This window comes from Brevundimonas sp. GW821-FHT10A07 (assembly GCF_059415785.1).
The window spans coordinates 81947-104289 of the sequence record NZ_JBWKNX010000007.1 but is presented as its reverse complement, the minus strand read 5'-3'; the positions used below and the strand labels follow the sequence as shown (position 1 = coordinate 104289).

18 protein-coding genes are annotated in these 22343 nt (G+C 69.0%); 5 read left to right on the top strand and 13 right to left on the bottom strand.

Annotated elements, in window-relative coordinates:
• Positions 1-37 precede the first annotated feature (37 nt).
• Together clpB and AC07NC_RS07655 are read right to left on the bottom strand one after the other, a co-directional pair.
• Complete coding sequence (gene clpB / locus AC07NC_RS07660) at positions 38-2626, bottom strand: ATP-dependent chaperone ClpB (RefSeq protein ID WP_494569136.1); 2589 nt, start codon at positions 2624-2626, stop codon at positions 38-40.
• Between the two features lie 202 nt (positions 2627-2828).
• Positions 2829-3473: a LysE family translocator gene (locus tag AC07NC_RS07655; protein ID WP_494569135.1), complete on the bottom strand. Its 645-nt coding sequence runs from the start codon at positions 3471-3473 to the stop codon at positions 2829-2831.
• A gap of 138 nt (positions 3474-3611) precedes the next feature.
• Between AC07NC_RS07655 and AC07NC_RS07650 the strand changes: the two genes are divergently transcribed.
• Both AC07NC_RS07650 and AC07NC_RS07645 read left to right on the top strand, forming a co-directional pair.
• Positions 3612-5504 carry a BCCT family transporter gene (locus AC07NC_RS07650; RefSeq protein WP_492071691.1) on the top strand — a complete coding sequence of 631 codons (1893 nt, stop codon included), beginning with the start codon at positions 3612-3614 and terminating at the stop codon, positions 5502-5504.
• A 50-nt stretch (positions 5505-5554) separates the two neighbouring features.
• Positions 5555-7201 (top strand): serine hydrolase, encoded by a 1647-nt coding sequence (locus AC07NC_RS07645; protein ID WP_494569134.1) that lies wholly within the window; start codon positions 5555-5557, stop codon positions 7199-7201.
• 4 nt (positions 7202-7205) lie between these two features.
• Here the strand turns inward: AC07NC_RS07645 and AC07NC_RS07640 are convergent, their stop codons facing one another.
• The 3 genes from AC07NC_RS07640 to AC07NC_RS07630 all read right to left on the bottom strand — a co-directional run bounded on the left by AC07NC_RS07640 (position 7206) and on the right by AC07NC_RS07630 (position 9870).
• Positions 7206-7949 (bottom strand): DUF4893 domain-containing protein, encoded by a 744-nt coding sequence (locus AC07NC_RS07640; RefSeq protein ID WP_494569133.1) that lies wholly within the window; start codon positions 7947-7949, stop codon positions 7206-7208.
• Positions 7950-8005: 56 nt separating this feature from the next.
• Positions 8006-8695 (bottom strand): DUF4893 domain-containing protein, encoded by a 690-nt coding sequence (locus tag AC07NC_RS07635; protein ID WP_008260147.1) that lies wholly within the window; start codon positions 8693-8695, stop codon positions 8006-8008.
• 128 nt (positions 8696-8823) lie between these two features.
• A complete protein-coding gene (locus AC07NC_RS07630; RefSeq protein WP_494569132.1) occupies positions 8824-9870 on the bottom strand; it encodes a DUF4167 domain-containing protein in 1047 nt (348 codons plus the stop codon).
• 355 nt (positions 9871-10225) lie between these two features.
• Here AC07NC_RS07630 and AC07NC_RS07625 point away from each other — a divergent pair, with 355 nt between their 5' ends.
• Both AC07NC_RS07625 and AC07NC_RS07620 read left to right on the top strand, forming a co-directional pair.
• The gene (locus AC07NC_RS07625) at positions 10226-11449 is read left to right on the top strand and encodes an NAD-dependent epimerase/dehydratase family protein (protein ID WP_008259673.1); all 1224 of its coding nucleotides are present in this window, start codon (positions 10226-10228) and stop codon (positions 11447-11449) included.
• A gap of 8 nt (positions 11450-11457) precedes the next feature.
• Positions 11458-12369, top strand: a complete 912-nt coding sequence (locus AC07NC_RS07620; RefSeq protein ID WP_494569131.1) for a Rossmann-fold NAD(P)-binding domain-containing protein — start codon at positions 11458-11460, stop codon at positions 12367-12369.
• 93 nt (positions 12370-12462) lie between these two features.
• Here AC07NC_RS07620 and AC07NC_RS07615 read toward each other — a convergent pair whose 3' ends face one another.
• The 5 genes from AC07NC_RS07615 to AC07NC_RS07595 form a co-directional block, all read right to left on the bottom strand.
• Positions 12463-13071 (bottom strand): DUF1134 domain-containing protein, encoded by a 609-nt coding sequence (locus tag AC07NC_RS07615; RefSeq protein WP_008260390.1) that lies wholly within the window; start codon positions 13069-13071, stop codon positions 12463-12465.
• A gap of 350 nt (positions 13072-13421) precedes the next feature.
• Complete coding sequence (pheT, locus tag AC07NC_RS07610; RefSeq protein WP_494569130.1) at positions 13422-15860, bottom strand: phenylalanine--tRNA ligase subunit beta; 2439 nt, start codon at positions 15858-15860, stop codon at positions 13422-13424.
• A complete protein-coding gene (locus tag AC07NC_RS07605) occupies positions 15857-16246 on the bottom strand; it encodes a hypothetical protein (protein ID WP_154726387.1) in 390 nt (129 codons plus the stop codon). Before AC07NC_RS07605 ends, pheT begins: the two co-directional genes overlap by 4 nt.
• A gap of 4 nt (positions 16247-16250) precedes the next feature.
• Positions 16251-17327, bottom strand: a complete 1077-nt coding sequence (pheS, locus tag AC07NC_RS07600) for a phenylalanine--tRNA ligase subunit alpha (protein WP_494569129.1) — start codon at positions 17325-17327, stop codon at positions 16251-16253.
• Between the two features lie 63 nt (positions 17328-17390).
• The gene (locus AC07NC_RS07595; RefSeq protein WP_494569128.1) at positions 17391-18368 is read right to left on the bottom strand and encodes a polysaccharide deacetylase family protein; all 978 of its coding nucleotides are present in this window, start codon (positions 18366-18368) and stop codon (positions 17391-17393) included.
• 160 nt (positions 18369-18528) lie between these two features.
• Here AC07NC_RS07595 and AC07NC_RS07590 point away from each other — a divergent pair, with 160 nt between their 5' ends.
• The gene (locus AC07NC_RS07590) at positions 18529-20139 is read left to right on the top strand and encodes a response regulator (RefSeq protein ID WP_490334405.1); all 1611 of its coding nucleotides are present in this window, start codon (positions 18529-18531) and stop codon (positions 20137-20139) included.
• Positions 20140-20270: 131 nt separating this feature from the next.
• Here AC07NC_RS07590 and rplT read toward each other — a convergent pair whose 3' ends face one another.
• The 3 genes from rplT to AC07NC_RS07575 form a co-directional block, all read right to left on the bottom strand.
• Complete coding sequence (gene rplT / locus AC07NC_RS07585; protein ID WP_008258832.1) at positions 20271-20624, bottom strand: 50S ribosomal protein L20; 354 nt, start codon at positions 20622-20624, stop codon at positions 20271-20273.
• A 54-nt stretch (positions 20625-20678) separates the two neighbouring features.
• Positions 20679-20876 carry a 50S ribosomal protein L35 gene (gene rpmI, locus AC07NC_RS07580; RefSeq protein ID WP_003166435.1) on the bottom strand — a complete coding sequence of 66 codons (198 nt, stop codon included), beginning with the start codon at positions 20874-20876 and terminating at the stop codon, positions 20679-20681.
• Positions 20877-21036: 160 nt separating this feature from the next.
• Positions 21037-22338, bottom strand: a complete 1302-nt coding sequence (locus AC07NC_RS07575) for an MFS transporter (RefSeq protein ID WP_494569127.1) — start codon at positions 22336-22338, stop codon at positions 21037-21039.
• Positions 22339-22343 lie beyond the last annotated feature (5 nt).

Sequence of the window (22343 nt, the reverse complement as noted above, 5' to 3'; positions counted from 1 at the left end):
CGAACAGAGAGTTTTCAAGTCGAAACGTTTCGCTCCGTCAATGCACCCGCGCCTTCCCGATCTCCAACCCGCCCTCGCCGGCGGTAACCGCAATCACCCCGCCGTCCTCGATCTCGCCGGCCAGCAGCTTCCGCGCAATCGGGTCCACCAGTTCCTTCTGGATCACCCGCTTCAGCGGACGCGCGCCATAGGCCGGGTCGTAGCCGCGGTCGGCGAGCCAGGCCAAGGCCGCGTCGTCCAGCGACAGGTTCAGACGGCGGTCGGCCAGCAGTTTCTCGAAGCGTGACAGCTGGATCCGCACGATGCCGCCCATCTGTTCGCGGCCCAGGCGGTGGAACAGGATGATCTCGTCGATCCGGTTCAGGAACTCGGGCCGGAAGTGGGCGCGGACGGCGTCCATGACGAAGGGGCGGACGGCCTCGACATCGTCGCCCTCGCCCTGTTCGGCCAGATACTGGCTGCCCAGGTTGGAGGTCATGATGATCAGGGTGTTGCGGAAGTCGATGGTGCGGCCCTGGCCGTCGGTCAGGCGGCCGTCGTCCAGCACCTGCAACAACACGTTGAAGACGTCGGGGTGGGCCTTTTCGACCTCGTCGAACAGGACGACCTGATAGGGGCGGCGGCGCACGGCCTCGGTCAGGGCGCCGCCCTCGTCATAGCCGACATAGCCGGGAGGGGCGCCGATCAGGCGGGAGACGCTGTGCTTCTCCATATATTCCGACATGTCGAGCCGGGTGATGGCCGCTTCGTCGTCGAACAGGAACTCGGCCAGGGCCTTGGTCAGTTCGGTCTTGCCCACGCCGGTCGGGCCCAGGAACAGGAAACTGCCCAGGGGACGATTGGGGTCGTTCAGGCCGGCGCGGGCGCGGCGCACGGCGTCGGAGACGGCGGCCAAAGCCTCATCCTGACCCACCACGCGGCCGCCCAGGGCCTCTTCCATCTTCAGCAGCTTCTCGCGCTCGCCCTCCAGCATCTTGTCGACAGGGACGCCGGTCCAGCGGCTGACGACGGCGGCGATCTGTTCGGCGTCGACGACCTCGGGGGTCAGAGGGCCCTTTCCGCTGGTCTCGTTGGCCTCGGCCTCGGCCAGTTGTTTTTCGATCTGGGGGATCTGGCCGTAGGCGATTTCGGACGCGCGGCCCAGGTCGCCGGCGCGCTGGGCGTTGGTCAGTTCCAGACGCAGGCGGTCCAGGGTTTCACGCAGTTGCGCGCCCTGACCGACCTTGTCCTTTTCGGCCTTCCACTGGGTGGTCAGGTCGTCGGACTGGCCTTCCAGATCGGCGATCTCGTCCTCCAGCTTTTCCAGCCGGTGCTGGGACGCCGTGTCGGTCTCCTTCTTCAGGGCCTCGCGTTCGATCTTCAGCTGGACCAGGCGGCGGTCGATCTCGTCCAGGGCCTCGGGCTTGGAGTCCACGGCCATGCGGACGCGGCTGGCGGCCTCGTCGATCAGGTCGATGGCCTTGTCCGGCAGGAAGCGGTCGGTGATGTAGCGGTTCGACAGGGTGGCGGCGGCGACGATGGCGCTGTCGGAGATGCGGACCCCGTGGTGGACCTCGTACTTCTCCTTCAGCCCGCGCAGGATGGAGACCGTGTCCTCCACCGTCGGTTCGGAGACGAAGACCGGCTGGAAGCGACGGGCCAGGGCCGCGTCCTTCTCGACGTGCTTGCGGTATTCATCCAGGGTGGTGGCGCCGACGCAGTGCAGTTCGCCGCGCGCCAGGGCCGGCTTCAGCAGGTTGGAGGCGTCCATGGCGCCGTCGCCCTTTCCGGCGCCGACCAGGGTGTGCATCTCGTCGATGAACAGGACGATGCCGCCCTCGGCCGCCGAGACCTCGGACAGGACGGCCTTCAGCCGCTCCTCGAACTCGCCGCGGTATTTGGCCCCGGCGATCAGGGAGCCCATGTCGAGCGCCATCACCGTCTTGTCGCGCAGGCTCTCGGGCACGTCGCCGTTGACGATGCGCAGGGCCAGACCCTCGACGATGGCGGTCTTGCCCACGCCGGGCTCGCCGATCAGGACGGGGTTGTTCTTGGTCCGCCGAGCCAGGACCTGGATGGTGCGGCGGATTTCCTCGTCGCGGCCGATGACCGGGTCGATCTTGCCGTCGCGGGCGGCCAGGGTCAGGTCGCGGGCGTAGCGTTTCAGGGCGTCATAGCCGTCTTCGGCGCCGGCGCTGTCGGCGGTCTTGCCCTTGCGCACCTCGGCGATGGCGGCGTCCAGCTTGTCGGCGGTGGCGCCCGAGGCCTTCAGCACCTCGGCCGCGACGCCGCCCTCGCGCGCCAGGGCGGCCAGCAGGCGTTCGGTGGTGACGAAGGCGTCGCCGGCGGATTTCGAGGCCTCCTCGGCGGCGGCGAAGACGCGGGCGGTGTCGCCGTCCAGATAGAGCTGGCCCGAGCCGCCCGTGACCTGGGCGCGCTTCTTCAGCGCGGTCTCGGTGTCGGCCTCGGCGCGTTTGGCGTCGCCGCCGGCGGCGGTGATCAGATTGCGGGCCAGGCCGTCGCGTTCCTCAAGCAGCACCTTGAGCAGGTGTTCCGGGGCGAACTGCTGGTGACGGCGGGCCAGGGCCAGAGACTGGGCGGACTGGACGGCCTGTTTGGCGCGGTCGGAGTAGAGATCGAGATTCATCGTGTCGTGTCCCCTCGTGAGGCGGAAATGGTCCGACGCGCCCTCTGGAGCAAGCGACGCGTCCGTTCGCCAGAGGAAGTGGGTGTGTTGATCCGGCCACACAAGTGCCCCCGACGGTCGAGGGTTCGCCTTGACCGGAATCAATTGCGGCGGCGCCGTCTGTCGTCCCTGGCCGACGGCCGGGCCGCAGACGCGAGCCGGCCTAGAGCCGCGTCTCCCAGGCCGTCCAGGCCGCGATCAGCACCAGCCCGCCCGCCATCAGGGCGCGGCCGCCTGCGCCCTGGTTGACGGCGCCCAAACGGCTCACGCGGGCGGCGGTGACGACGATCAGGCCGTGAATCGCCACGCTGACCGCCACATGCATCCCGCCCAGGGTCAGCGCCTGGGGCAGGGCCGGGCCGTAGTCCTGACGCATGAAGCCCGGCAGCAGGGCGATATAGAACAGCGCCGCCTTCGGATTCAGCAGATTGGCGGTCAGGCCCCGCAGGAAAAGCGCACGACGACGATCACGCGTCTGGGGCGCCGGACGGGCCGGACCGCCCTCGCCCTTCCAGGCTTCCCAGGCGAGCCAGAACAGAAACCCCACGCCCGCCCACCGAATGGCCTGATACAGGGCCGGCCAGGCCAGCACGATCTCGGTCAGGCCGAAGGCGGCGGCCAGCATCCACAGCGTCAGGCCCAGGGTGATGCCCGCCACGGCCGCCAGCCCCGCCGTGCGGCCCTGCGACAGGGACACCAGCGCCAGCCAGCCCATGTTGGGACCGGGCGTCAGCTCGATCAGGACGACCGCCGCCAGAAACGGCAGTATGACCCCCGGATCGACCGGCCCGTTCGTCAGAAATTCCATTCAAGCCTCCAGTGCGATCTCTAGGCCGCCTCGGGGGGCGGGTCCAATCGCGGGGTGTTCGCCGCCGATCGCCTTCCGCGCGGCGGGGCGGGAACCTCCAGCTTCGCCATACGCTTTCAGCCGATGCTGAGATCCAAGATGAACCCGCGCGTCTTCTGGGGCGCGAGCGCCATAGCCGGGGCCCTACTGCTGGTCGCCCTGGTCGCGCCCGGCGCCTCGGACCTGTTCTTCGGCCGCGCCCAGGCCTGGGTGATCGACACCTTCGGTTGGTTCTATGTCGCATCGGTCGCCGGCTTCCTGGCGGTGGCGGCCTATCTGGCCCTGGGGCCGACGGGACGGCTGAAACTGGGCCCCGACGACGCCGAGCCCGACTTCCCCTATGTCTCCTGGCTGGCCATGCTGTTCGCCGCCGGCATGGGCATCGGCCTGATGTATTTCGCCGTCGCCGAGCCGATCCAGCATTACGCCGCCCCGCCCGAGGCCGCGCCCGGCACCCTGGACGCCGCGCGCGAGGCCATGGTGATCACCTTCACCCACTGGGGCGTCCACGCCTGGGCCGTCTATGCCATGGTCGGGCTCAGCCTGGCCTATTTCGCGCACCGCAAGGGGCTGCCGCTGACGCTGCGGTCCGGGCTTTCGCCCCTGCTGGGCAAGCGGATCAACGGGCCGATCGGCGACGCCGTCGACATCTTCGCCATCTGCGGCACCCTGTTCGGCATCGCCACCTCGCTGGGCCTGGGGGTGTCCCAGATCAACAGCGGCCTGAACTATCTGACCGGCCTGCCCAATACGCCCTGGATGCAGGTGGGGCTGATCGCCCTGGTCATGGCGGCGGCGACCGCCTCGGTCCTGACCGGGCTGGACAAGGGGGTGCGGCGCCTGTCGGAGCTGAACCTGGTCCTGGCCGTGCTGCTGATGCTGTTCGTGCTGGTGGTCGGGCCGACGGGCTTCCTGCTGAAGGCCCTGGTGCAGAATTTCGGCCTGTATCTGGACCATTTCTTCGTCCGCACCTTCAACCTCTACGCCTATGAGCCGCGCGGCTGGATGGCCAACTGGACCCTGTTCTACTGGGCCTGGTGGATCGCCTGGTCGCCGTTCGTCGGCATGTTCATCGCCCGAATCTCGCGCGGCCGGACAGTGCGGCAGTTCATCATCGGCGTGCTGCTGGTCCCGACCGGCTTCACCTTCCTGTGGATGACGGTGTTCGGAAACACGGCCATCAGCCTGGACATGGGCCAGGCGGCGGGCGCGATTTCGCAGGCGGTGCAGACCGATCTGTCGACCGCCATCTTCCACTTCCTGGAGAACCTGCCGGGGGCGGCGATCACCTCGACCCTGGCGGTGCTGCTGGTGGCGGTCTTCTTCGTCACCTCGGCCGACAGCGGGTCGCTGGTGATCGACACCATCGCCTCGGGCGGGGCGGACGACACGCCGCGCTGGCAGCGGGTCTACTGGTGCACGCTGGAGGGACTGACGGCGGCGGCCTTGCTGCTGGCGGGCGGGCTGAGCGCGCTCCAGGCCGCCACACTGATGGCCGCCCTGCCCTTCACCGTCATCATCATCCTGCTGTGTCTGGCCCTGATCCGGCAGATGAACGCCGACCTGAAGGGCGAGACGGTGGAGACCGAGACGCCGCCGCTGGGCGAGCGGTTGAAGCGGATCTTCGCCCCGGCCAGCCGCCGCGACATCGCCCGCCAGATGCAGCGTCACGGCGTTCCCGCCCTGACCGAGGTGCGCGAGGCCCTGGTCGCCGAAGGCCTGGACCAGAGCCGGGTCGAGGCGGACGAACAGGCGGTCTGGCTGGTCGTGCCCCACGCCGAGGGCCGCGACTTTCTTTACCGACTGGGCGCCCGGTCGCGCCCCCTGCCCGCCATCACCCCCTTGGACGCGCCGGAGGGGCGCCGCGCCATCGAGTGGCGCATGACGGCCCAGACCGGAGAGGGGACCCGGCCGCGCGACGTGACCGGCTTCACCCGCCAGCAGATCGTCGCCGACGTGCTGGACCATCTGCAGGCCTGGCGGCTGGTCTAGAGGGGAAAGGCGCGTTAGCGTCACGGCAGTCTTCGCCGGAGCCTTTCCTGATGTCCCTTCGCCTGTCGCGCCGTTCCCTGTTCGCTTCCGGAGGCGCGGCGGCGCTGGCGGCCCAAGCCGCCGGCGGTCCCGTCTGGGCGCAGGCGGCCAATGACGATGCGGGTCTGGCCGAGGCGGTGGACGCCTATGTGACCCAGGCCATGGCGGCATGGCCCGACCAGCCGGCGTTGGGGATCGCCGTGGTCAAGGACGGAACGCCCGTCCTGACGCGCGGTTACGGCGTGAAGCTTCAGGGCAAGCCCGCCCGGGCGGACGAACACACCCTGTTCGCCATCGCGTCGAACACCAAGAACGTCACCGCCGCCGCCCTGGCCATCCTAGTCGACGAGGGCAAGGTGGCGTGGGACGCGCCCATTCGCACCTATCTGCCCGGCTTCACCCTGTCGGACCCCTATATCGGCGAACACATCACGGTGCGCGACACCCTGAGCCACCGCGCCGGGTTCGGCCTGGGCGCCGGCGACCTGCTGTTCTGGCCCAACAGCGACCGGACCCGCGCCGAGGTCCTGGCCCAGGCCGCCTTCGTGCCCATCGAGGACGGGTTCCGGGCGCGCTATCACTATTGCAACCTGATGTTCGTGGTCGCCGGGGCGGTGATCGAGGCGGTGTCGGGCCTGACCTGGGAAGACTTCATCCAGACCCGCATCCTGGACCGCGTCGGCATGAGCGAGACCGTGCCCCTGGCGCGGCTGGCCGATCCGGCCAGGTCCGCCCTGCCCCATGGCCGGGTCGGACCGCCGTTGCGCTATCAGGGGGCGATGACGCCGATCGCGGCCTCCATCGTCGAGGTGTGGAACTGGGATTCGGCGGCGGCGGCGGGCGGAATCTGCACCACCCCGACCGACTGGGCCAAGTGGATCGCCGTGCGGCTGAACGACGGCCTGCTGCCCGACGGAACCCGGCTGTTCTCGGAGGCGGCGGCGCGCGAGATGTTCAAGCCCAACATCATCGTCGGCAGCTCGCCCGGACCGACGGCGGAACTGCCGAACCGGGCCATCGCCTCGACCTATGCGATGGGGCTGCAGGTTCAGGACTATCGCGGCGAGCGGTTGATCAGCCACGGCGGCGGCTCGCCCGGCGGGATTTCGGCCACGGTGCTGATCCCCGGCCGCAAGACCGGTTTCAGCATCTTCTCCAACGCCGAGGAAAGCTTCCTGCTGCGCGCCCTGCGCGCGGGCATCGCCGACCTGTGCATGGGCAAGGTCGATGTGGACTGGATCGCGGACTCCAAACGGCTGGAGGCCGAGGGCAATGCGAAATCCATCGCCGCCGCCGCCGAGATCGACGCCAAACAGGCGGCGGGCGCGGCGCCGAGCATGCCGTTGGAGGCCTATGCCGGAACCTGGCGCGACCCCTGGTACGGCGACATCACCATTGAACGGAAGACCGAGGGCCGGGGCCGAAATCGCAGGACCGGCCTGTGGCTGACCTTCACCCACACCCCGGCGCTGCAAGGCTGGCTGGAACCCTATGACGGCGAAACCTTCCGCACCCGGTTCCCGGACAAGCGCGAGGAGGACGCCTTCGTCACCTTCAACATCCAGACCGCCAAACCGGCCACGGCGACGATGAAGGGCGTGTCGCCCGACATCGACTTCTCATACGACTATCAGGATCTGAAGCTGACGCGGGTCTAGCCGATCAGCGCGTGATCTCGACCAGCTCCAGCTTGGCGTCCTGCCTGGGCCAGGGCAGGACCAGCCGCCAGCGGTTCTGGCCGATCCGTTCCAGCACCCCGACCTGGTCGCGCGCGGTGTCCTGGCCATAGGCGGGGACGGCCTTCTGCGCCTCGCCCACGCCCTGGGCTCCGACATAGACCAGGCGACGATCCGTATCCGGATAAAGCAGGCCGCGCATCCGCTGCGACCCGGCGGTCTTGGCCAGGATCAGATCGCCGCCGGGGGTCATCTCCACCGAACAGGCGGCCCAAGGCTGTTCGACAAAGGCGGCGCCCTGGCCCTCGGCGTGGCGTCCCAGCCTGATTGTGCGACAGCGGTAGTCGCCGGGCGCGGGCTGAAGCTGGCCCGCCTGGGCGGCGTTGGGATCGACCAAAGGCCCCAGGGCCTCGACCTGACGGGCGAAGCCGGCCGTTTCCGCCTCGGCGCGGCTCATGCGCCAGGCCTGATCGAGCCGCCCCAGCAGGCTGGCGTCCCCGGGCGTGGCGACGCTGCGCCAGTTGTCGGTCCCGCCCTGGACCCCGCCGGTCGGGGTCGCCGCCTGCTGTTCGGGCGTCGCCCGGGCGGGCGGCGCGGCGCGGGCCGGCACGCCTGCGGCGGGTTCGGACACGGCGGGGGAAATCTCAGCCGCGCTGTTCGGGCTGTTTTCACCACAGGCCGCAAGGGCGGCGGTGGCGGCGAGGGCGAAGACGAGCGGGGTGCGGCGCATGATCGAGCTTCCGTGGGATACGCCCCCCCTAACGGCCGAGCCGCCGCAAGGTTCAGTCAGCCGCCGCTGGCGGGGACCAGCTCGATCAGATCCAGATTGGACTCATACTGCGGCCAGGGCAGGACCAGCCGCCAGCGCGCCTCGCCGATCCGTTCCAGCACGGCGACCATGTCGCGGTCGGGATTGCGGCCGTAGGAGTTGGCGGCCGGTTCCTGGGCCAGGGCCATGGAGCCGAGCAGCAGCATGTGGCGGTCGTTCTCGGGGAACAACAGGCCCGACGGACGCTGCGACCCCGTCAATTTGGTGAACTTCAGGCCGCGCGAGGTCTGTTCGATCCGGCAGGCGAACCAGCCGTAGATCACATAGCCCAGACCATCCTCACCGCCCTGGGAGCCCAGTTTGACGGTGCGGCAGCGGTAGTTTCCGGGCGGCGGCGCCACGTCGGCGCGGCCGGCCCTGGGGTCGATCAGATCGCCCAGACTGTTCAGATCGCCGGATCCACGCTGGCGCCCCGCCTGTTGCAGGGCCAGGGTCCAGGCGGCGTCGCGACGCTGATACCGGTCGCGGTCCGCCGCGGTGATGACGCCGCGCCAGTCCATCAGCACCGCGCCGGAGCCGCCGGGCGGCGGCGGGGGCGGTGGAGGCGGCGGGGTCGAGGCGCAGGCCGCGACGGCGACCACGGCGGTCAGGGCGAGACCCCGGACGAGGGTGCGGACGGTCGGGCGAGACTGAACGAACTGACGCATCAAAGCTTCCCTTAACGCTGGTCGGGCCCGACGCTCTGGAGGGCCGAGCCTTATGGCGAAGTCGTCCCTTTAGGCGCCGTATGGGCGGCCGCCGTCAAGGCCGCACGCCCATCGGATCAGGGCGCGGCTCAGTCTTCGCCGTCGGCGACAGCCTCGACCTTGCGGCGCGGGGCGCGGCGACGCGGCGCGGCTTCGGCGTCCGCGGCAGCCTCGGCGGCGGGCGCGGGGGCGGACGAACGGGTCAGGAAGCCCGGCAGGGCGGTCGGGGCGTCGTCATCCGAGGCTGCGGCGGCGACGGCCGGACGACGGGTGCGGCGAGCGGGCCGTTCCTCTGCGGCCGGACCCTCGACGGCAGGCGATTCGACCACCGGCTCGGCGCGCTCGGCCACGGGCGCGGCGTCCTGCTGGACGCCGTCGGCGGCTTCGTCCGAACCTGCATTCTCCTGGCCTTCGAAGCGACGGTTGCGTTCCTCGCGGCGACGCTCCCAGCGTTCGCGGCGGCTCTCGCGGCGACCGCCCTCGCCCTCGGCGCGGGCCTCGCCGTCTTCGCGCGGCTCGCGGGGTTCACGCGGCGGCTGAGCGTCGCGGGTCTGGTCGCGGTCGCGATCACGGTTCTGATCACGGTTTTGCGCCTGATCCCGGTCACGATCACGATCCCGGTCGCGATTCTGGGATGGGTCGCGGTCGCGATTGAAATCGCGATCCCGGTTTTGGTCCCGGTCGTTGCGGTCGCGGTTCTGGGTCTGGTCGCGCTCGGCGCCGTCCTGGTTCTGACGGTCGGCGGCCTGCCGGTCGGCGGCCTGCTGGGCGGCGACGAAGGCGGCGGCCTGGGCGCCGGATTCGTCCTCGAAATCGATGTCGAAGCCCTGGTTCGACTGTTCGCGCGCGGCGATGTCGGAGAAGGACCGCTGCGGCTGAAGCGCGCGCAGGACGCGGTAATAGTGTTCGGCGTGCTGCTGATAGTTTTCGGCCAGCACCCGGTCGCCGCCGGACGAGGCGTCGCGGGCGAGCTGCTGATAGCGCTCATACACGGTCTGGGCGTTGCCCCGGACCTTGATGTTTTCGGGGCCTTGCGAGTCCCACGAACGATTCGGATTGGCGCTGTTGGCGTTTGAGGCGCCCGCCTTGTTCCGATTGCGTCCGCGCTGACGCTTCATGCCCTTGAAATCTCTCATTCGCGCTACCGTGTGCAGGGATGGAGCCCAGGCCAGCGGCCGGGTCCGTCCGTTTCGTGGTTCCGTCTCGCTCGGGGCCGATCCCCGATTGTCGAACTGTCGGAATGCCTTGTCGCCCGCATGGTGCGCCGATCCTTTCGGGACCGACCGTCATGATCGGCTCAAGCCGCGAACAGACGGGTGTAGGCCCGGAAAGCTGCGTTTGAGTGGGAGACGAAGGAGACTTAGCCTGTGCGCCGTCCCTTTCCAAGGGGTTTTCGTCAAAGCGTCGCACCCCACGCCTAACAGCCCCGCTTTGCCGATGGCCCTCCGCTGGGCTAGGCATGACCTTTGCGACGACGACGAGGCTTTTTTCATGCGCGTTCTGGTTCTGGGCGGCGACGGTTTCTGCGGCTGGCCGACGGCCCTGCACCTGTCGGCCAAAGGTTGGGACGTGACCGTCGTCGACAACCTGAGCCGGCGCAACATCGACAACGAGCTGGAGGTCCAGTCCCTGACGCCGATCCGCACCATGGGCGAGCGGATCAAGGCCTGGAAAGAGGTGTCGGGCCGCGACATCGGCTTCGTCAACATGACGGTCGGCAAGGAGTTCGACCGGCTGGTCGCCCTGATCCGCGACCTGGCGCCCGACAGCGTGGTGCATTTCGCCGAACAGCGGGCGGCCCCCTATTCGATGAAGTCGGCGCGGCACAAGCTCTACACCGTCGACAACAACATCAACGCCACCAACCATCTGCTGGCCGCCATCGTCGAAAGCGGGCTGGACGTGCATCTGGCCCACCTGGGCACCATGGGGGTCTATGGCTACGGCACCGCCGGCCTGCGCATCCCCGAGGGCTATCTGAAGGTGACGGTGGACACCGACCACGGCCCCGCCGAACAGGAGATCCTGTTCCCGCCCAATCCGGGCAGCATCTATCACATGACCAAGACGCAGGACGCCCTGCTGTTCCAGTTCTACGCCCGCAACGACGCCTTGCGGATCACCGACCTGCACCAGGGCATCGTCTGGGGGACGCAGACGGTCGAGACCAAGCTGGACGAGCGGCTGATCAACCGGTTCGACTATGACGGCGACTATGGCACGGTGCTGAACCGGTTCCTGATGCAGGCGGCGGTCGGCTATCCGCTGACGGTCCACGGATCGGGCGGCCAGACGCGGGCCTTCATCCATATCCAGGACACGGTGCGCTGCGTCGAACTGGCCCTGAAGAACCCGCCCAAGCGTGGCGATCGGGTCAAGATCCTGAACCAGATGACCGAAAGCCGCCGGGTCCGCGACCTGGCCGCCATGATCGCCGACAAGACCGGCGCCGTGGTTCACAATGTCGCCAATCCGCGCCAGGAGGCCGACGAGAACGACCTGGTCGTCGCCAACGACCAGTTTCGCGACCTGGGGCTGAAGCCCATCACCCTGGCCCAGGGCCTGATGGACGAGGTGACGGAGATCGCCCGCCACTACGCCGACCGGGCCGACCTGACACGGGTGCCCTGTGTCTCCGCCTGGAACCAACGCCGGGCCGAGGCGCTGGAAAATGAAGCGCGGCCGTATGCGCCGCCCCAAGTCCTGTCTGCCTGAGTAGATCGATGCCCGACGCCGCCCCTGCTTCTTCGTCCGGCCGCGAGCCGTGCCTGCTGGTCTTCGGCGGCGGCTATCTGGGCCGGGCGGCGGCGCTGGAGGCGATCCGGCGCGGCGGGCGGGCCGTCGCCACCTCGCGCGACGCCGAACGCCGCCGGTCCCTGGCGGCCGAGGGGATCACGGCGATCGACCCCGCCGATCCCGAGGCCCTGAAGACCGCGCTGGAGGCCGCCACGGCGGTTCTGGTCACGGCCGCGCCCGACACCCACGGCTGCCCCGGTCTGCGCGCCCTGGGGCCGGTGGCGTCCCAGGCCTGGCCCGACTGGATCGGATACGTCTCCTCGACCAGCGTCTACGGCGACCGGGCCGGGGGCTGGGTGTTCGAGGACGGACCGCTGAACGCCGCCAGCCTGGAGGGGGCACGGCGGGTGCGGGTCGAGCGCGACTGGCTGGACGGCGGTCAGGGCATGGGGCTGACGGTGCAGATCTTCCGCCTGCCGGGCTTCTATGGCCCCGGCCGCAGCGTGGTCGAACGGCTGCGCGACGGGACGGCCAGACTGGTGCGCAAACCGGGCCAGGTCTTCAACCGCATCCATGTGGACGATGTGGTCTCGGCCCTGTTCGCCTCGATGGACCGGCCCAGGCCCGGCGCCGCCTACAATCTGACCGACGACGAACCCGCCGCAGCCGATGTGGTGGTGGAATGGGCCGCCGCGAAAATGGGCCTGCCGCGCCCGCCCGAGGTCGACTGGACCGACGACAGCGTCAGCGAGGCCATGCGGCGCTTCTATCTGGATTCCAAACGGGTCTCGAACGCCCTGGCCAAGGCGGAACTGGGCTGGCGTCCGAAATATCCGACCTGGCGCGAGGGGCTGGCGACGATGCTGGAGACGCCGCCGCCGTTGCGATTGGTGGGCTGATCACGCCGTCATCCTCGGGTCGAGCCCGAGGATGACGGGTGAATGCGGTCGCGCGCTCAAGCCGCGAGCGACCGCGTCGCGAGCATAGCGCGCTTAAAAGGGCAGCAGGTTGCGCTGACGGCTGTAGCTCATGGTGCCGATATTGGCGCCCAGGCGCAGGCCGACGCCGGTGCGGATGGGGGCCAGGACGATGCCGTCGGCCTGCTGATAGTTCACGCCCAGGCCGGCGATCAGATAGGCCGAACCTTCGACGCCCGGATAGCGACGATAGATCATGTCGGGGTGATACAGGCCGTACACCAGGGTGAAGACCCGGCTGGCGTTTCCGCCCCAGTCCCAGCCGATCGAAGCCCCCTGCCAGAACACCTCCTGCGAGGCCGACAGGTCCTTCATGTGCAGGGCGCCGCGCCCGTAGCGCGCGCCCACGACCACGGCGCCGGACCCTTCTTCGCCGGCGATATAGGCCGTGGGGCGGTCGCCCTGGTCGGCGAAGACCCGCTCGATGGCCCCGCCCACGACCTCGGCCGCGATGCCCAGCTCCTTGGACCCGGCCGCGACCAGTTCGTCGAAGCTGTAGGCCGGCGCAGTATTGTCCGAACGGATCGGATAATTCGGGTTGGCCGGAGCCGTGGCGCAGGCCCCGACGGACGAGGCGCCGGCGGCGGTGGCCAGGCCGGAAAGGATCAGTTGGCGGCGATGCATGGGGGGCGCTCCTAAAGGCGGCGAGGGACAGCCAGCGAGGACGCCGGGCTTTGTGACACCGTCCCCGACCTTTACGGCAGCCTTGCGGCTTCAAGGTTAACGGGGGCTTACTCCTCCCCCTCTGGGCGAGGTGGCGCGGCCCGCAGGGCCGTAACGGAGGGGGTACGGCTGGCTGCGGCATCTATCGGGCCCACAACACCGAAATCCGTGTCAGGCCCCCTCCACCACCGCGCGAAGAGGCGCGGCGGTCCCCCTCCCCCAACGGGGGAGGAATGCGAACGGCGGCGACCGAAATCCTCCCCCCTTGGGGGAGGTGGCGCGGCGCAGAGCGCCGTGACGGAGGGGGCCCGTCAGCCCCGCAGCCTGCCGCCCTGCTTCTCCACCGCCGCCACGATCTTGGCGGTCAGGGCTTCGATCTCGGCCTCGGCCAGGGTCGCCTCGCGCGGCTGGATCACCACTTCCAGGGCGACGGACTTGAAGCCGTCGTCCACGCCCTTGCCGCGATAGACGTCGAACACCCGGACATCGGCGATCAGGGCCTTGTCGGCGCCGGCCGCAGCCCGGACCAGATCGCCGACCGGTTTGGCGTCCTCGACCACGAAGGCGAAGTCGCGGGTCAGGGGCATGAAGGCCGACAGGTCGGCGGTTCCCCGCGCCTTGCCCGACTTGCCCCGCGGCTCGGGCACGGCGTCCAGCACGATCTCGAAGCCCAGCATCGGGCCGTCGGCGTCCAGCGCCTTCAGCACGCGCGGATGCAGTTCGCCGAACTCGACCATCACATTCTTCGGCCCCAGCTGCAGCCGGGCCGAACGGCCGGGGTGCCACCAGTCGCGGTTCTGACCCTGGGCCAGTTGCAGCGAGGCGACCGGCGCGCCGATCTCTTCCAGCAGGGTGGTCAGATCGGCCTTTAGGGCGAACAGGGCGTCCTCTCCGGCGCCGGCCCAGTGGCGGGCGGCGTGGGGGGCGACCAGGGCGGCGATGACCGTGCGCTGATCCTTGGGACCGTCGCCCAGATAGATGGGACCGATCTCGAACAGGGCGGCGTCGGCGAAGCCGCGCGCGGCGTTGCGCGCCGCCGCCTGGATCAGGTTCGGCAGGGCCGAGGGGCGCATACAGTCCAGATCGGCCGCGATGGGGTTCTCCAGCACCAGCCGGTCATCGCCCCCGCCGAACAGGGCCGCGGTCGATTGCTTGGTGAAGGACCAGGTGACGGCCTCGGCGTAGCCCAGGGCGGCAAGCGCCCGGCGCGCGGTGCGAACGCGGGCCTGGCGCGGGCTCAGCACCCCGCCGGCAGGACGGGCGACCTCGGGCAGGGGCGTGTCGGGCAGGCTGTCGAAGCCCTCGATCCGCGCCACCTCTTCCACCAGATCCGCCCGGCCCTCGACGTCGCGCCGCCACGACGGCGGGGTGACGATCCAGGGTTCGGCCTGACCGGCCGGCGCGGCCGTGATCAGGAAGCCGAGCTGGCCCAGGATGGTCCCGATCCGGTCGTCGTCCAGGTCCATGCCCGTCAGACGCTTCACATAGGCTGGGTCGAAGGCGAAGGGCGCCGGGCTGGCCGGGGGCTCGCCGACGAAGACGATCTCGGACGGTTCGCCGCCGCACAAGTCCAGGATCAGGCGGGTGGCCAGCTCCAAGCCGGGCGTGACCGAGACCGGATCGACGCCGCGCGCGAACCGGTACTGGGCGTCGGAATGGATGCCCAGCGCACGACCCGTCTGGGCGATGACCAGGGGGTCGAACCAGGCGCTTTCGATGAAGACATCGGTCGTGGTCTCGTCGCAGCCGGTGCTTTCGCCGCCCATGACCCCGCCCAGGCCGATGGGGCGCTCGCCCCCGGCGTCGGCGATGACGCAGTCGGTCGCGGCGGCCGTATAGGTCTTGCCGTCCAGGGCGATCAGATGTTCGGGCTCGCCGCCCTCGATATGAGCCGTCTCGGCCGAGACCTGGCCGCCGCGCACCACGATCTCGGTCCCGACCAGCTTGGCCACGTCATAGACGTGCAGCGGGCGGGCGCGGTCATAGGCGATCAGATTGGTCACATCGACCAGCCGGTTGATCGAGCGCAAGCCGATGGCGGTCAGGCGTTTCTGCAGCCAGGCCGGCGACGGCCCGTTCTTGACGCCCCGGATCACCCGGCCGGCGAAGACCGGACACATCTCGGGCGCATCCAGCCGCACGGTGATCGGCGACGGGAAGGCCCCGCGCACCACGGCGATGTCGAAATGCTTCAGCTTGCCGACGCTGGCGGCGGCCAGGTCCCGCGCGATGCCGGCGACGCCCAGCCAGTCGGGCCGGTTCGGCGTGACCTCGAAATCGATGACGGGTTCCGCGCCGAACAGGCCGGCGACCGGCGTCCCCACCGGGATCTCGGGCGGCAGTTCCTGGATGCCGTCGCTCTCATCCGCCAGCTCCAGCTCCGAGGCCGAACACAGCATGCCGTTGGACACCACGCCGCGCACCGGCTTCTCGACCAGGGTCACGCCCAGACCGGGGACATAGGCGCCGATGGGGGCGTAGATGGTGGTCAGGCCCGCCCGCGCATTGGGCGCGCCGCAGACGATCTCCTTCAGCCCGTCCACCGTCTCGACCTGACAGACCTGAAGCCGGTCGGCGTTGGGGTGACGTTCGGCCGACAGGATCCTGGCCACGGTGAAGGGCGCCAGCTTGGCGGCGGGGTCGAGAACCTCCTCGACCTCCAGCCCGGCCATGGTCATGGCCTCGGCGATCTGATGGACGTCAGCCTCGGTCTCGAGGTGATCCTTGAGCCAGGAAAGGGTGAACTTCATGCTGCGGCCCCGCCCAGACCGGCGATCATCTCGTCAAGGAAGCTCTGCGGCCCGGTAAAACCGACGCCCAGGAAGCGGCAGCGAATGAATTTGCAGTCCCTGATCGCGACCGTGCCGGTCACCCGCTCGGAGCCTACGGGCTTGAGCATCAGGCTGCGAGGGTCGCCCTGAGCGTCGCCCATATTGCAGCCGTCGAAGTTGCAGCCCGACAGGGGAAGCAGGACGGCGGGGCCTTCAATCAGGCATTCGATGAAGGTCCGGCCCTCGATATTCGCATGGCCGGCGCGGCGGGTTTCCAGAAACAGCTGCGGCAGCCAGATCGAACCGTTGCGATATTCCGGCCCGGGGCCGATGGCGTCGAGGGTGATGGCGTGTGTATCGGTCATTATATCAGCTCAGGCCCGAGGCCGGATTGGGGGCGGCGAAGGCCGAGAAGCCGTAGTGCGCCAGCCAGCGCGTATCGGCGTCGAACATGGGGCGCAGGTCCGGCACGCCGTATTTCAGCATGGCAAGGCGATCCACCCCCATGCCGAAAGCGAAGCCCTGATATTCGTCCGGGTCGATGCCGCAGTTGCGCAGCACATTAGGATGCACCATGCCGCAGCCCAGGATCTCCAGCCAGTCGTCGCCGGTGTTGAACACCAGTTTCCCGCCCGACCGGTCGCAGCGGATGTCCATCTCGGCCGAGGGCTCGGTGAAGGGGAAGTGATGCGGCCGGAACCGCGCCTGAACCTCGTCCAGCTCGAAGAAGCGGGCGATGAAGGTCTGAAGCGTCGTCTTCAGGTGGCCCATATGGATGTCGCGGTCGATCACCAGGCCTTCGATCTGGTGGAACATCGGCGTGTGGGTGGCGTCCGAGTCCTTACGGAAGGTGCGACCCGGCGCGATGATGCGGATCGGTGGCGTCTGGCTCATCATGGTGCGGACCTGCACCGGCGAGGTGTGGGTGCGCAGCACCTTGCGCTCGCCCGTCTCGGGGTCGGGCTTCAGGAAGAAGGTGTCGTGCATTTCCCGCGCCGGGTGTTTCGGCGGGAAGTTCAGGGCGGTGAAGTTGTGGAAGTCGTCCTCGATGTCCGGGCCTTCCGCCACGGCGAACCCCATCTCGGCGAACAGGGCGATCATCTCGTCCATCACCTGCATGGTGGGGTGGACCCCGCCCTTGCGACGCGGCCGGGCCGGCAGGGTCAGGTCGACGCGCTCGGCCTGAAGCCGGGTGTCCAGTTCGGCGGCCTCCAGCTCGGCCTTCTTGGCGGCGATGGCGGCGGACACGCGGTCGCGCAGGCCGTTGATCATCGGCCCCTGTTCGCGGCGTTCGTCGGGGCTCATGGCCCCCATCCCCTTCAGCAGGCCGGAGATGGAGCCGGACTTGCCCAGAGCGGCGACGCGCACCTCTTCGAGGGCGGCGACGCTCTCTGCGCCGCCGATGGCGTTGATCAGTTCGAGTTCGAGTGTGGCGAGATCGGTCATTTGGCCCGTGCATTAGCGGGCCGGGGCGCGTTCGTCACCCTTGAAGGCGCGCGGCGGGACTGATCAGGGCGCAGAGGCGATGGCGGCAAGCTGGTCGGCCGGCGCCTTGTTCGCCGCGACGATCCAGGCGGGCGGTTCCGGCTCCCAGCGAATAGGTTTGCCGTCCGTGCTGTTCCAGCGGTGCAGCCACGAGATCCCGTTGGCCCGGACATAACGATCTTCATGAGCATAGATCGGGTCCGACAGGGCCTCTTCCAGCGTCACGAACCGATAGCCGCGCGCCAGATAGAGGGCGTGGATCCGCGGATAATAGGCCTGGTTCAGGCTGTTGGCGTGCAGCAGCAGGACCTGGGCCGGCTCGCGCCCGCCGGTCAGCTCGGCGCTATAGGGTTCGAAAAAGTCCAGCACCGTGGTCATGTGGGCCACATAGGCTTCGCCGATCCGCCGTTTCAGCGCCTCATCGCCCAGTTGCTCGGCCTTGCGATAGACGTCGCCGAACATCCAGTCGTTGTTGTCGATCGTGACGGGGGCGACCGTATAGCCGCGCTGGGCCAGGCCGGCGGCGATGGCGTCATGCTTCTCCTGGGTCTCTCCGGTGAACAGATAGGGATGACGGAACCAGCGCAGGGTCCGCCCGCGCGTCTCCAGCGCGGCGCGCGTGGTCGGGGCGCCAGCGTCCACATCGGCCAGATAAGCCTCGGCCGTCTTACGGTGGATATTGATGTGGCTGAAGCTGTGGTTGCCCAGATCCAGCCCGCCGTCCAGCCAGACGTTCAGCGCAGCCGGGAGGGCCGAGGCCCGAACAGGCTCGCAGACCTTGCCCTCGTTGACGAAGGCCGTCCCCTGGGTGTCGAGCGGCTTCAGCATGGCCACGAAATCCGTGGTCAGCCGCATCAGTTCGGCGGGTTCGCACAGCGCCGCCTCCGACGCCTGATAGGGCAGGTCGTCGAAGGTCACGGCGATGCGGCGGTCCTGAGCCGCCGCCGGGAAGGCCAGGGCGGCGACCGCCGCAAGACCGCAGATCAGGACACGTATCGCCATGAGGCCAGACTAGTCCCGACTTCCGCGCATGGGAACCGGCGTCGTCATCGTCCGTTCACGGAACAACCGTCCGAAACGCGCCGCGAAAGGTTCATGATCGGCAAAGCGGTTGTTAAATATCACTGGTTAAGCCCGCCCTCGTGGACATAAGGGGGGCCGAATGCCGCTGATCGGTGATTTCGTTGACTTGATCGCGCCGGTGGCTCCGTCCACGCCGGGCGCCGAGGTGTTCGAACGTTTCCAGACCGAGCCGAACACCCTGGCCCTGGCCGTCGTGAACGATGACGGGCGGCCGGTCGGCATCATCGAGCGCAACGCCTTCACCCTGCGCATGGCGGCCGAGTTCGGGCGCGCCCTTTACGCCAAGAAGCCGGCCGAGAGCCTGATGGATCGCAACGCCCCCATTGCGGAGGCCGGGACCAGCGCCGAGGCCTTTTTCCAGGCCTATGGCGCGGCGGAACTGGGCGCCCTGCTGGGCGGCTTCATCGTCGTGGCCGAGGGACGTTATGTCGGCGTCGGCACGGCTCTGCAGGTCGTGCAGGCCGGCGCCGCCCTGCACCGCCAGCGGGCCGAGGAAATGGGGGCCCTGGCGCGGGACCTGGCCATAGCCGAGGCCGAAGCCGTCGCCTCCAGCCGCGCCAAGTCCGAATTCCTGGCCGTCATGAGCCATGAGATCCGCACGCCGTTGAACGGGGTTCTGGGCGTCGCCGCCCTGATGGAGAGAAAGCTCGAACAGGAAGAGCTTCGCCCCTACGTCCGCACCGTCATCGATTCCGGCCAGAGCCTGCTGCGGCTGCTGACCGACGCCCTGGACATGTCGCGCGCCTCGGCCGGAATGCTGACCCTGGAGGAAGAACCGCTGGACCTGTCTGCCGTCGCCTTCGACATCGACGCCCTGTGGCGGCCGCGCGCCGAGGAGAAGGGCCTGAACCTGACCGTCCGCACCGACCTCGAGGCCGGTCCCTGGGTCCTGGCGGACGGGATGCGGGTGAAACAGCTGCTGAACAACCTGGTCGGAAACGCCCTGAAGTTCACCCAGACCGGCGGCGTGGCCGCCACCCTGGTCAGCCGCAGTTCCGACACGGGCCTGAGCGTCGAACTGACCGTGGACGACAGCGGCCCCGGCGTGCCGGAGGCGGCGGCCGCGACCATCTTCGACCCCTTCAATATCGGCAAGGCCGGACGTGAAGGCGCCGGCGCCGGACTGGGGCTGGCCATCTGCCGTCAGATCGCCGAACGGATGGGCGGCGGCATCAGCCTGGGCGTCTCGCCGATGGGCGGGGCGCGGTTCCAGGTCCGGCTGCCGCTGAGCGCCTGCGCCGCCGACGCGGGGGCCGTCGGTCCGGTCATGGCCGAGCCGACGCCGCACGAAACCCTGCATGTGCTGGTGGTCGACGACAACGCCACCAACCGCTTCGTCGCCGCCAAGCTGTTGGAGATGTTCGGCTGCACCGCCGAAATGGCCGAAAACGGCCAGGAGGCGCTGGACGCCGTCCAGGTCCGCCGGTTCGACCTCGCCCTGATGGACATCAAGATGCCGGTGATGGATGGGGTCGCCGCCACCCGCGCCATCCGCGCCCTGTCCGGCCCGGCCTCGCGCCTGCCGATCCTGGCCCTGACCGCCAACGCCGAGGAAGGGGACGAGCTGGACTATATCGCCGCCGGCATGAACGGCGTGGCCCAGAAGCCGATCCAGCCCGACGCCCTGCTGAACGCCATCCGCCTGGTGCTGGCGGCGGCTCAGACCGCCCCCGTGCCGCAAGCCGCCTGAGTCCGCCGGCTGAGTCCGCCGCCTGGCCCGTCCCCGGGCCAGCTCTGGCCCTGAAACGAAGAACGCCCGCCCCGGAAGACCGGAGCGGGCGTTGATCTTTTCGAACGCGGACGGGCCTGGGCCCGACGCCCTCAGGCCAGGGCGGCGCGAACCTTGTCGGCCACGGCCTTGAAGCCCGCACCGTCGGCGGCGATCGAGGCCAGGACCTTGCGGTCCAGTTCGATGCCGGCCTTGTTCAGGCCATTGATGAACTGGCTGTAGGTGAAGCCTTCGATACGCGCGGCGGCGTTGATGCGCTGGATCCACAGGGCGCGGAAGTTGCGCTTCTTGGCGCGACGGTCGCGATAGGCGTATTGCCCGGCGCGGTCGACGGCGGCCTTGGCCGTACGGATCGTATTCTTGCGGCGGCCGGAGAAGCCCTTGGCCTGCTCCAGAACCTTCTTGTGCTTGGCGTGCGAAGTTACGCCACGTTTAACGCGAGCCATGTCGCTATTCCTTCAAATTCTTTGGGTTGAGATCCGTCGTACAGCGCGCGCCGATCAGGCGTACGGCATGTAGGACTTGATCTTCTTGGCGTCGGCGTCGGCCATGACCGAGGTGCCGCGGTTCTGGCGGATGTATTTCGAGTTGTGGCTGATCAAGCGGTGACGCTTGCCCGCAACCCCGGCCTTGACCTTGCCAGTGGCCGTGAATTTGAAGCGCTTCTTGGCGCCCGACTTCGTCTTCAGTTTCGGCATTTCGATCTCCTTTTTGGAGGGCTATCGTCCTTCGGACTACTTGAGCCCGACGACTTGACCTTCCAGAGTTTAAGAACCGCCTAGGCATGCCTGTTCGCCTGGCGGTTCGGTACGCGAAGGCGCGGCTTGTAAGCGAAGACGCCGGCCGACGCAAGATGAGTCAGGACAAGGACGTGGCGGGCGCTTCTGCAGCGACCTGACCCCGGCGGATCGCCCGCCCGGCGTTGATCGCCATCACCGCCGCCGGGATGGTCAGCAGCGCGCCGATCAGGAAGGGCCAGTCATGCCCCAGGCCCGAGAACAGCGCACCGGCCACCATGGGCCCGAAGATCCGCGCCACCGAGCTGGAGGCCATGTTCAGGCCCAGCATGGCGCCCTGCCGGTCGGGCGGCGAGGCGCGGCTGATCATGGCCGAGATATTGGGCATGGCCAGGGACATGCCGCAGGCGCCCACGGCCATGACCAGGGGAATGACCCAGCCCTGGACCAGGGGGATCGACAGGGTGCCCAGCTCCAGCCGGGTCGCGGGGAACCAGGCGACCGGGGCCAGGACCTGAAGCACCAGCGAGGCGCCGAACAGCAGCATCCCCGTCGCCAGCACCCGCGCCTCGCCGAACCGCCGCGCCAGACGCCCGGCGAAGAAGCCCTGGTTCAGCGTGGATATCACGCCGACGATCATGAAGCTGAGCCCCACCTCGCGCGCGCCCCAGGCGTAGCGGCTCTCGGACCACAGGCCGAACACGCTCTCCATCGCCGAAAAGCCGGCCATATAGACCAGGGTCACGACCAGGACCCGCGACACCACCGGATTGGTCCGCGCGTCCTTCAGCCCCGCCAGGAAGGGCGGACGCGCCGCCGCAGGATCGGCCTTGGCCCGGCTCTCGCGCAGGAAGACGATCACCCCGACCGCCGCCAGGGCCGCCAGGGCTGCGGCCAGGAAGATCGGCAGCTGATAACCCAGCCGCCCCAGCTGCGGCTGGGTCAGCAGGCCGCCCAGCCCCGGCCCGACGATGAAGCCCAGGCCGAAGGCCGCGCCGATCAGCCCCATCCGCCCCGCCCTCTGCTCCGGCGGCGTGACGTCGGCGACATAGCCCTGAACGGTCGAGATATTGCCCGCACCCAGTCCGGTGAAAAGGCGCACCGCGATGGCCAGCCAGATATTGGGCACGAAGGCCAGCATCAGATAGCCGACGGCATTGGCCGCCAGCGTCGCCAGCAGGACGGGCTTGCGCCCGATCCGGTCCGACAGCCGCCCCCAGAAGGGTTCGGCGAAGAACTGGCCCAGCGAATAGGCCGAGAACATCAGGGTGATCTGCCAGGCCTCGGCCTTCAGGCTCTGGGCGAAGAAGGGCAACAGCGGCACCACCAGGCCGAACCCGACCAGATTGATGAACACCACGGAGAACAGCACGGCCAGGGCGGGCGCGCGAACCTTGGGGGGCGTAACGGGCGAAACGGTCATGCCCC

What these genes read in the sequence shown, in the direction of transcription:
- AC07NC_RS07615 (WP_008260390.1), bottom strand. Translation starts at nt 13,071, where the DNA reads ATGCATCGCCGCCAACTGATCCTTTCCGGCCTGGCCACCGCCGCCGGC.
- AC07NC_RS07590 (WP_490334405.1), top strand. Translation starts at nt 18,529, where the DNA reads ATGCCGCTGATCGGTGATTTCGTTGACTTGATCGCGCCGGTGGCTCCG.
- AC07NC_RS07640 (WP_494569133.1), bottom strand. Translation starts at nt 7,949, where the DNA reads ATGCGCCGCACCCCGCTCGTCTTCGCCCTCGCCGCCACCGCCGCCCTT.
- rplT (WP_008258832.1), bottom strand. Translation starts at nt 20,624, where the DNA reads ATGGCTCGCGTTAAACGTGGCGTAACTTCGCACGCCAAGCACAAGAAG.
- AC07NC_RS07630 (WP_494569132.1), bottom strand. Translation starts at nt 9,870, where the DNA reads ATGAGAGATTTCAAGGGCATGAAGCGTCAGCGCGGACGCAATCGGAAC.
- AC07NC_RS07645 (WP_494569134.1), top strand. Translation starts at nt 5,555, where the DNA reads ATGTCCCTTCGCCTGTCGCGCCGTTCCCTGTTCGCTTCCGGAGGCGCG.
- pheT (WP_494569130.1), bottom strand. Translation starts at nt 15,860, where the DNA reads ATGAAGTTCACCCTTTCCTGGCTCAAGGATCACCTCGAGACCGAGGCT.
- AC07NC_RS07655 (WP_494569135.1), bottom strand. Translation starts at nt 3,473, where the DNA reads ATGGAATTTCTGACGAACGGGCCGGTCGATCCGGGGGTCATACTGCCG.
- AC07NC_RS07620 (WP_494569131.1), top strand. Translation starts at nt 11,458, where the DNA reads ATGCCCGACGCCGCCCCTGCTTCTTCGTCCGGCCGCGAGCCGTGCCTG.
- pheS (WP_494569129.1), bottom strand. Translation starts at nt 17,327, where the DNA reads ATGACCGATCTCGCCACACTCGAACTCGAACTGATCAACGCCATCGGC.
- AC07NC_RS07635 (WP_008260147.1), bottom strand. Translation starts at nt 8,695, where the DNA reads ATGCGTCAGTTCGTTCAGTCTCGCCCGACCGTCCGCACCCTCGTCCGG.
- rpmI (WP_003166435.1), bottom strand. Translation starts at nt 20,876, where the DNA reads ATGCCGAAACTGAAGACGAAGTCGGGCGCCAAGAAGCGCTTCAAATTC.
- AC07NC_RS07625 (WP_008259673.1), top strand. Translation starts at nt 10,226, where the DNA reads ATGCGCGTTCTGGTTCTGGGCGGCGACGGTTTCTGCGGCTGGCCGACG.
- AC07NC_RS07575 (WP_494569127.1), bottom strand. Translation starts at nt 22,338, where the DNA reads ATGACCGTTTCGCCCGTTACGCCCCCCAAGGTTCGCGCGCCCGCCCTG.
- AC07NC_RS07605 (WP_154726387.1), bottom strand. Translation starts at nt 16,246, where the DNA reads ATGACCGATACACACGCCATCACCCTCGACGCCATCGGCCCCGGGCCG.
- AC07NC_RS07650 (WP_492071691.1), top strand. Translation starts at nt 3,612, where the DNA reads ATGAACCCGCGCGTCTTCTGGGGCGCGAGCGCCATAGCCGGGGCCCTA.
- clpB (WP_494569136.1), bottom strand. Translation starts at nt 2,626, where the DNA reads ATGAATCTCGATCTCTACTCCGACCGCGCCAAACAGGCCGTCCAGTCC.
- AC07NC_RS07595 (WP_494569128.1), bottom strand. Translation starts at nt 18,368, where the DNA reads ATGGCGATACGTGTCCTGATCTGCGGTCTTGCGGCGGTCGCCGCCCTG.